This window comes from Marivita geojedonensis (assembly GCF_002115805.1).
In the GTDB taxonomy this organism is placed as follows: domain Bacteria; phylum Pseudomonadota; class Alphaproteobacteria; order Rhodobacterales; family Rhodobacteraceae; genus Marivita; species Marivita geojedonensis.
The window spans coordinates 1-8,451 of the sequence record NZ_JFKC01000048.1; the positions used below are offsets into that span (position 1 = coordinate 1).

Sequence of the window (8,451 nt, forward strand, 5' to 3'; positions counted from 1 at the left end):
GAGTGTCGACAAAAGGAACTTTTTCATCTCGTAACCTCATATGTTTTCGGCTGGGCAACGAGCTAAGACCATATCGGTCACGTGCCGCTCACGAAGGCGCGAGAGCGACAGTCTGGCGCAGATGTTCGAGAATTTGCGACAACGGGCCCGCCTCGCGCTGGCCACAAAGACGTGTTTCGATCGAGCAGGCGTGCAAAACGAGCTCTTTTTACATGTTGAGCCATCGTTGATGCTCATCGATTAGCAACTATTGCCGGGCTCATGGTCCTCTTTGAAGAACCGGCAATTAAAGGCAATGGATCGCAGTTTCCGGCCACTTCATTTGCAACCCCCGCTCCGCAAAGTTCAGAGAATTGGTCGTTCATGCAATACGCGGCATCGCCACACGTTGGAAAATCGGCTTCTTGGCTGTGACGCCTCGAGACGGGTCGATTTTGGCAACGCTCACGGTGCAGTATGACTACGAATTCAAAGGTTGATAGTCGCAGTTGTCACCAAAGCTCTCGCTTGGCGCTGGTGTATATTTGGATTTCGGCCGCTTTTTCTCTGCTTGGTCTTCGAGCAGCAATGGAAGGATGAGTTGTTGTTCCGGCTCGGCTTCTTCAGCTTTAAGCGCAAACGGCGACGATGCGAACACGAGCGCGGCGGTAAGTACAAGAAGTGGTTTTTTCATATGAGTTCGACTTTTCAATTCTATGATACTCTTTGGCACGTAGTGCGTAGAACGCATATGAAAAGCCGAATGTTTGGTGTATATGAGACGCATCTTACTCAGACCATGGCTGGACGAGTTGCTCGTGACGCTGGCGATCGAGCCGTATGGCACATTGGGTGATGAGATTATGTATTCAACCCAGCCACACATCTAAAAAGAGCATCAGCACCAATCCAACAGCGAGTCCTAGTGTTGCTTTGTTTTGATGACCGCTTCTGTGTGTTTCAGGGATGATCTCGTGGCTGATGACATAAAGCATCGCTCCGGCAGCAAATGCCAGACCCCACGGTAGAAAGGGCTCCGAGTACGAAATCGCGGCCGCGCCAATTACTCCGCCAATAGGTTCAACGAGACCGGTTAATGCCGCGATACTCCATGCGCGGGATCGGTTATAGCCTTCGCCCAGAAGGGCAACGGCAACTGCCAGACCTTCAGGAAGGTTTTGTAAGCCGATTCCTATGGCAAGTGGCATACCACCGGCCAGCCCGTGAGCACCGAAGCCCACGCCGACAGCTAATCCCTCCGGAAAATTGTGGATTGTAATGGCAATAACAAAAAGCCAGATTTGACGAAGCGCGAAACTGTCAGGGCCTTCACGCCCAGTTGCAAAGTGCTCGTGCGGAAGGGTCTCGTTTAGCCAAGCCACGAGCCCCATCCCGGCCAGAATACTAACAACTGCTATAGATGCGGGTATATGGCCATCCCCATACTCTTCGGTTGCTGCTTCGATCGCTGGAACAATCAATGAAAAAAATGATGCCGAAAGCATCACACCTGCGGCAAATCCTAGTGACATGTCTCGCGCCGCGTGACTTGGTGTTTTGCCAAAAAGCACAGGTGTAGCGCCAATTGCCGTCATCAAGCCGGCCACGAGACTGCCAGTGAAGCCCAGAGCTAGAGGTGCTGCGAAGTCCATTTTTGTGCCTTTGAAATATGACGCTCTTGGAGTTTGTCTGTTTTTACTTCGATATTTGCGTTATTGACTAAGTTGGTTGCTCGGCATCAGGTTCGCACGACATTTCAGGAGCATTCTGGCCGTTCTTCATAGGCGAGCAGGCCGCCGTCGAATCCACCCCAGTATTGCTTCCGTGACCCGAGTGATGATTGCTTGGCCTACATTGCTGAATGTTACCGGCACCATGACCACGAGGCCGTGCCCTTTTGAATAACCTGGATTTCGTGTTTCAAAATAATGAATGTCATAAAGTGCGTCGTCAGAGATCAGCGCAGGGTGTTCCAGTGTATTCTTGGTGATCCAACCTACTTCACGAATAAGTGGGTCGCGCGGATCGACCGTTGGGTCTCCAAAACTTTCGGCCAATTCTATTGCGGTTCGAAACGTAGTGGGTAACGCTTCCGCTCCATGCCTTGGAAAGACGTCCGGGAAATATTTGCAAAAGAAACGATAGCTCGACGGATGCACCAGCGTGCCGAAGTAGATGACATGCAAAAACGGATGCCGAAGTTTTTCTTTCAGAGCACCAAGCATGCCAAACCAATGTGCGATCGCCTTGCCACGGTACTTTGGCAGCAATCCGGCCTCCGCTCTCAACACAATCGTTCGACGACCATCAAATTCGCGGGCAAAACGGTGGAATGCACAATAGCCAACGAGTTTGCCTGCGAAATCTCGGTATACTTGAATCTTGGTGCATTCGGCAGTTGGCTCAAGAACATGCGAAACGAAGCGCTCAAAGGATACGCCTGAGAAAATTTGGGAATGCACGGCGTAGAGCTCGCGCGCAAATCGCAGTCTTTCCTGCCGGTGCATTTCCGCTGGGACTAAAGTCTCGCGAGAAACCTTTCGACTGGCGTTTAGTTGCTCCAATCGTGCACGTGCACGTCGCGTCCCGAGTGCCCCTTCATGATCTTGACTGCAAGTTCTTCGCGCTCTTTGTCTTTGACGCGAACCCAGAGAAGTATGCCGCCATGGTTAATCTGATTGGTGTAGTAGTCTTTGTGCTGCTGGCCGACACGCCGCGCAAGCAATGTACCGATAACCGCGGCCGGGCTGCCGCCGATCGCAATCGCCGCAATAGAAGCCGCGAGGGTGGCTGCGGGTGTCAGCATCGCGGCCATTGCGATGTACGAGCCCAAGAAGAAGAAACCGCCCGCAATCGCGCCTTCGAGTTCGCCGATCGCTTCTTCGGATACAAACGCTGCACGTGGTGCCCGTGGATCATCTTCAAGCTCCTCTGATCGCCAGTAGGATTGACCCAGCTTTTCCTTTAGCACTTCTTCGTTGCCCAACAGGCTGATGTCATACCGGCTGAAACCAACCATCCTTAGGTCATAAAATGTGGACTGTAGATCTTCCAAGTTGTCGAAGACGCCAACTGCCTCGGGTATATTGACGACAGTGGTCTTGTGCTGGTGATCGTCTTGAGTTGACATCAATAATCCTCCATGGAGTAGGCTATAAACATTCGGTATTTCGAATGTTTATAGCTCAGTGCAATCTTGATGCCTTTGATCCCGATCAATCGACCATGGCTTTCACGTGAAGTCTTGCCGAAAACATTCGACAGTTCTCAAGAGGATCTCGTAGGACAGGTATGGTCAATCAAACATGTGCGGCCACTCGCGATGCGCTGTCCGGATAACAATCCCCTTCACGTCAAAAGCCTTTGCGCCATGTAAGGGTGTCGCATCCGAAATGCGGCTGTAATGATACTATCACTTTCATCGCAACGGCTCTTTCGGAGTGGCTACCAATCGTGGAACATTCCGCCGAAGTACGATGTTGTCGCGAGATCAACGGCTTCCGCTTGACCCACATCAATGATCAAGATGCCTTGGTCTGCAAAAAATCTGAATTCGAAGCCCGAATTAGGGAGCTACAATTAGGGAGCTACCAAGCAATGCCCACTCTGCAAGAAGGTCATGTGGACGATGCGGTTACAGCCAGCAGCTTGCTCGCAAAATCCCGTGAGAACCTCCGACTGGCTTGTGATCGGCTCAGTATCCATCCGGATGTGTTCGAAGAATTGAAATGGCCGCGAGAAACGCTGTCTGCCACGTTGTTAATCCGTATGGACGACGGCAGTCGCAGAGCGTTCAAGTCGTGGCGTTGCAGATACAACGACCGACGTGGACCCACCAAAGGCGGTGTTCGCTTTCATTCGAACGTTTCACTGGATGAAATCGAAACGCTCGCGTTCTGGATGACTTTCAAGTGCGCCGTAGCGAACCTGCCGTTCGGCGGGGCGAAAGGCGGTGTATGTGTGGATACCAAGAAGCTTTCTGCCAGCGAATTGGAGCGGGTGAGTAGAGCTTATATTGAGGCCTTCGCACCATTTGTTGGTCCCGATCGTGATATTCTCGCCCCGGACATGTACACCAATGGCATTGTCATTGCTTGGATGTCCGACGAATACAGCTCGATTTCCGGTCAGGCATCGCCAAGTGCGTTAACGGGAAAACCACTGGCCTTCGGCGGCACCCACGGGCGGCTCGATGCCACTGCGCGTGGTGGCTATTATGCATTAAGGCATCTCGAAGCATCGCTGTCGCTTGATCCAGACAATGCTACGGTTGCTATTCAAGGCTTCGGAAACGTCGGATACCATTGTGCGAAGCTTCTCCATGCAGATGGATACAGAATAATTGCTATCTCGGATTCGGGCGGTGGTGTTTATGATAGCAGCGGTTTGGACCCATTGGCCGTCATGCAACACAAGCACGAAACCGGTAGTGTGCGCGGAGCAAAGGGGCACGGAAAGACCAAAGCAATATCAAACGCTGAGCTCTTAACGATCGAATGCGACGTGCTTGTACCTGCTGCTCTGGAGCAGCAGATCACTCTCGAAAACTGCGAAGAGATCAGCGCAAAGATCATTCTCGAAATGGCAAATGGACCAGTCTCGCACGAGGCTGACAGCAAGCTGAGCGCGAAAGGCCATGTAATTGTGCCAGATATTCTAGCGAACTCCGGCGGGGTCACCGTTTCGCACTTGGAATGGGTCCAGAACCGATCAGGGTTCTATTGGGACCAATCTCATGTTCGGGATCACCTAAAGAAAACGATGGAGACCGAAACACAGGCGATCTGGGCACTGCATAACGAGATGGCCATTCCGATGCGCGATGCAGCATATATTCACGGACTGCGGCGGATCGCAGAATCCGTCGAAGCGCGGGGGACGTCCGCCTATTTCGAGGATGTGTAGGAAACTCAAGTTTGAGAATTTGGGTGCCTTCCGAACTGTGATTGGCGCGAAGGGGACAGGCGGGTTGCGTACCTTGCGACATGCCATTCTGCCCGTTTTGCCAGAAGCTTACGATCTTGTAGCGGCGAGGAAAACTGAAAGGGTAGGGAAGTACAACGTTTGCGTTCGTTATTGGCCCTTGCTGAAAGCGGTCGTTGGTAGAGGGCGAACCTAAGGGCTGGCGGACGCCCAAAGTGGTCTCAAGGGTTGATTTGACGCGTGGGTTGGAGGCAGGATCTTCAGTGATGACTGATATCGAGAATGGCCACGCTGGCGGCTGCCTGTGCGGTGCAGTGCGTTACAAGACCGTCAACCACAACGGAAATGCTTTTGTGTGCAACTGCCATGCATGCCAGAAGATCACCGGTGGCCCGTTTCTCGTAGAGCACTGTTTCACCAAAGACGAGATCGAGGTTTTGGTCGGTGTGCCGTCGGTCTACGTCCATGTCTCGGAAGGAAGCGGCAAAGAAGTCTACCTGCATTTCTGCCGAGAATGTGGTACACATCTCTTTCTGACGTTTGAACGTTGGGAGGATACGATGAATATCTTCACAACCACTCTCGATCTTCCACACGGCGTAAGGTTCGATGCCGAAACCCTACAGTACCTCTTCCTTGATGCTGCTCAGTCCGGAACAATTACACCGAAAGGCTTTCATGCCTTTGATGCGCATTGTGAACCAGCTGACGGTTCGCAACCGGTGGAGCATGTCTATTCCAAGGACACACTGAATGGGGCGAAGGACGAAGGATCTGGGGCCCATACCGGCGGATGCCTTTGCGGCAACATTCGCTATGAGGCTGACGAGCAACCTGAGGCTGTGGTCATCTGTCATTGTCGATCCTGCCAGAAGTCTCTTGGTTCCGGCGTCAACTTCGAACTCCTCTGGGCGCCCAGCAAGTTCCGCGTCACAAAGGGAACGCCCAGTGTCCATCGACACCCAGGCGGCAGTGGCAAGATGTTGGAAAAGCGGTTCTGCGGAGATTGCGGTTCCGCACTATGGCTGACAGGCGAGCGGTTCGAGGAGGTAGGTGTCTTCCGTGGATCACTCGACAAGCCGAACCGGATCGAAGTTTCACCCGCGACCTCCATCCAGATATTCCTGCATGAAGCGTTACCCAGCGGTATGGTTATTGCGGAGATTGAAGCATTCACCGCACACCGCAGGGCGCCGGATGGGTCTATCAATCCCGGCCATGTCTATAAAGATCATTGGCGTGTCGGAGGTGGTGCCACCGCGTAAGTAAACGTAGCTTTTTTGACGACGGTGTCGAAAATGTCCGCTGACTGCACATAGTGGCCGCGTTGTGCTGTGACTGCATCTCGCCTGTTCAAACGATTAGCGCTTTTCTGATACGATCGCCATGAAGCTGCCGGGGAACACGATGCGCGCATTGCTTTTCACTTCAGGATCACCTTTCGCACGCGCCGTGCGGATTATTCTAGATGAGATCGGTCTCAATTACGAAAGGCGTGAAGAGGTAACGCCACCAAGTTTGGAACAGCGTGCGGCTGCCACTCCGACGTTGCAGGTCCCAACGTTTTGGGATGGCGAGCTGACGCTCTGGGAAAGCGGAACCATTGCGGAGTATCTTTTGTCGACCTATCCCCAGCGGCGAGCGGTGGAGCCCGCTTTGTCGCCGCATGCCTTCAGAGCAGACGCACTGTGGCAGGATAAGCTGACGTTCTCGACGATCCAGACCTTCGGAACCGCAGCTACGACGATCTCACAAATGAAGTGGGTAGGGGTAGCTATTGACCAAAACGCTCATTTGGAGCGTTCGGCCCAAAAATTAATCCACATTCTCGACTGGCTTGAGGGTCAACTCGTTGACCAGAAAAGAGGGTTTCAGCCAGGCTGGCTCTCTATGCACGATATCTTCATAGCCGCTCATGTGCGATTTGTTCAGGCAAGACCCCTCGGTATCGACCTAGAACTCAACCGGTTTGAGAAAGTGGCTGCACTTCTGGACCGACTGGACGAGCGCGAAAGCTTCAAGGCCAACCCGATTTGGTGGTGGGAGCCAGGGGTTATCGGATACGAGCCCGACGGAACACCTGTGTTCAGTGACAAGGCCTGAACAGCTCGCAGGTCTGATTGGTCTGAGCTGCCCAGATAGACATGCGAGCCTCGGGTGTGATCAACTCCGCGGAAACACCCGCATACTGATCGAGGCACGATTTGTCCAAAACGCCGGAACTCTCATCTTAGCGAGGCTTAGTGTCTGAAATTTCTTGGAACCTCGTCTTTGGCGCTGCCTGTCCCACCGGCCTTCGTTCTGGGGCTGTCCTGCCTGGCCTCTTCGCACGGAGAACCTGAGCATGACCAAGCTGGACCTCAAGGAAGACAACATTGTTGTCATTCGTGCTTTCGAGGACGAGTGGCCCGACCACCTCTTCCGCGTCACCGCCGTGTGGGAGGACTGTGTCGGTGGTGTTTCCCTAACCGGCCCCCTTAAGGACGCGTAACGGTCTATCGCACTCTATATTGAGGATTTGGAAATCTTCCGCCCTTTTTTTTCCACCTCAAATCCTAGGGATCTTTCGTAGTGGGTTTTCAGGCTTTTGGGTCATCCTCGCGGACCTCTTCCACCAGTTCGTTGATGACACGATCAACGATCCCTATGCACCGGTTCTCCGCTCTCAGTGTTTCCTGAACTGCCATAACTGTGGGGCAGGCTATCCGTGATCAACGCAACAGGGAGGCCTAACATCAGGCCAAACACTGCGCCCACAAGTAATGCCCCAGGCCACGATATATCCGTCAGCTTTTTCGCGCTCAAAGTTAAGAAAAACACCCAAGCAGAAATCGTGACCAACACGACCAAATTTCCAATTGGACCAAGCAACATGTCCCAACCTTTTTTAGCAAAGATGCCTTACTCAAGCGAAGTTCCGCTTCGCTTTCAACCACGGAATACTGCCCATTTTGGCATTCGAATAAGGCCGAAAATTTTCGGCTTCCTCGCGCACGTGCGTATCCGCACAGCCGTGCCCGCCTCAAGAGAGGTTAACTGACATGAACCTCAACATCTTTCGGGTTAGCGAGGAGAGCGGTTAAAGGCAGATGTCATCGCGTCTCATGGCCCAACATGACACGCCACGCTGGCAATGGGAATCCTATGTCAGGTGGGGAACACTAGGATGTATGCGAGAGAAATTGCTAGAAATCGGTATGGCGACTACGGCTAACAAGCAAGCCGACTAAGACCATCAACACGCCACCTGTTTTTGCATATGTCAATGTCTCATCGAGCAACAAGACACCGAATATGAGGGTGAAGACCGGCACCAAGTGTAAATACACTCCTGCACGCGCTGCTCCGATCCTTGCCACACCCGCTTGCCACGCGCAAAAAGCCACCACTGACGCACCTAGACCGACGTAAAGAATGCCCCCCAACACTTCTGGTTTGCTTAGGGTTGACGCAGTTGGCATATCCGCGACCACTGCAATGGGCGTCATTATCAAAAGTCCTGAGAAAACCGTGGTTGCGAGACACGCGGTTGGTGGCAGTGGCACACTC

9 protein-coding genes are annotated in these 8,451 nt (G+C 52.9%); 4 read left to right on the plus strand and 5 right to left on the minus strand.

Going from position 1 to position 8,451, the window contains the following annotated elements; genetic code table 11:
* Positions 1 to 460 precede the first annotated feature (460 nt).
* The 4 genes from MGEO_RS20660 to MGEO_RS20675 all read right to left on the minus strand — a co-directional run bounded on the left by MGEO_RS20660 (position 461) and on the right by MGEO_RS20675 (position 3,109).
* Entirely contained in the window at positions 461 to 673 is a 213-nt protein-coding gene (locus tag MGEO_RS20660) for a hypothetical protein (RefSeq protein ID WP_085641635.1), read from the minus strand.
* A 175-nt stretch (positions 674 to 848) separates the two neighbouring features.
* Positions 849 to 1,631, minus strand: coding sequence for a ZIP family metal transporter (locus MGEO_RS20665; protein WP_085641636.1), 783 nt, complete (start codon positions 1,629 to 1,631; stop codon positions 849 to 851).
* 126 nt (positions 1,632 to 1,757) lie between these two features.
* Positions 1,758 to 2,486 (minus strand): hypothetical protein, encoded by a 729-nt coding sequence (locus MGEO_RS21275; protein ID WP_143746331.1) that lies wholly within the window; start codon positions 2,484 to 2,486, stop codon positions 1,758 to 1,760.
* A 44-nt stretch (positions 2,487 to 2,530) separates the two neighbouring features.
* Positions 2,531 to 3,109 carry a hypothetical protein gene (locus tag MGEO_RS20675; RefSeq protein WP_085641638.1) on the minus strand — a complete coding sequence of 193 codons (579 nt, stop codon included), beginning with the start codon at positions 3,107 to 3,109 and terminating at the stop codon, positions 2,531 to 2,533.
* A gap of 323 nt (positions 3,110 to 3,432) precedes the next feature.
* On the opposite strand from MGEO_RS20675, the gene MGEO_RS20680 reads away from it, so the two are divergent.
* The 4 genes from MGEO_RS20680 to MGEO_RS21635 all read left to right on the plus strand — a co-directional run bounded on the left by MGEO_RS20680 (position 3,433) and on the right by MGEO_RS21635 (position 7,393).
* Complete coding sequence (locus MGEO_RS20680) at positions 3,433 to 4,884, plus strand: Glu/Leu/Phe/Val family dehydrogenase (protein WP_233140055.1); 1,452 nt, start codon at positions 3,433 to 3,435, stop codon at positions 4,882 to 4,884.
* Positions 4,885 to 5,168: 284 nt separating this feature from the next.
* The gene (locus MGEO_RS20685) at positions 5,169 to 6,167 is read left to right on the plus strand and encodes a GFA family protein (RefSeq protein WP_085641640.1); all 999 of its coding nucleotides are present in this window, start codon (positions 5,169 to 5,171) and stop codon (positions 6,165 to 6,167) included.
* A gap of 121 nt (positions 6,168 to 6,288) precedes the next feature.
* Positions 6,289 to 7,005, plus strand: coding sequence for a glutathione S-transferase family protein (locus MGEO_RS20690; protein ID WP_085641641.1), 717 nt, complete (start codon positions 6,289 to 6,291; stop codon positions 7,003 to 7,005).
* A 241-nt stretch (positions 7,006 to 7,246) separates the two neighbouring features.
* Positions 7,247 to 7,393, plus strand: coding sequence for a hypothetical protein (locus MGEO_RS21635; RefSeq protein ID WP_170102934.1), 147 nt, complete (start codon positions 7,247 to 7,249; stop codon positions 7,391 to 7,393).
* Positions 7,394 to 8,087: 694 nt separating this feature from the next.
* Here MGEO_RS21635 and MGEO_RS20695 read toward each other — a convergent pair.
* A partial coding sequence (locus MGEO_RS20695) for a DMT family transporter (RefSeq protein WP_143746332.1) occupies positions 8,088 to 8,451 on the minus strand: 364 nt, incomplete at its 5' end.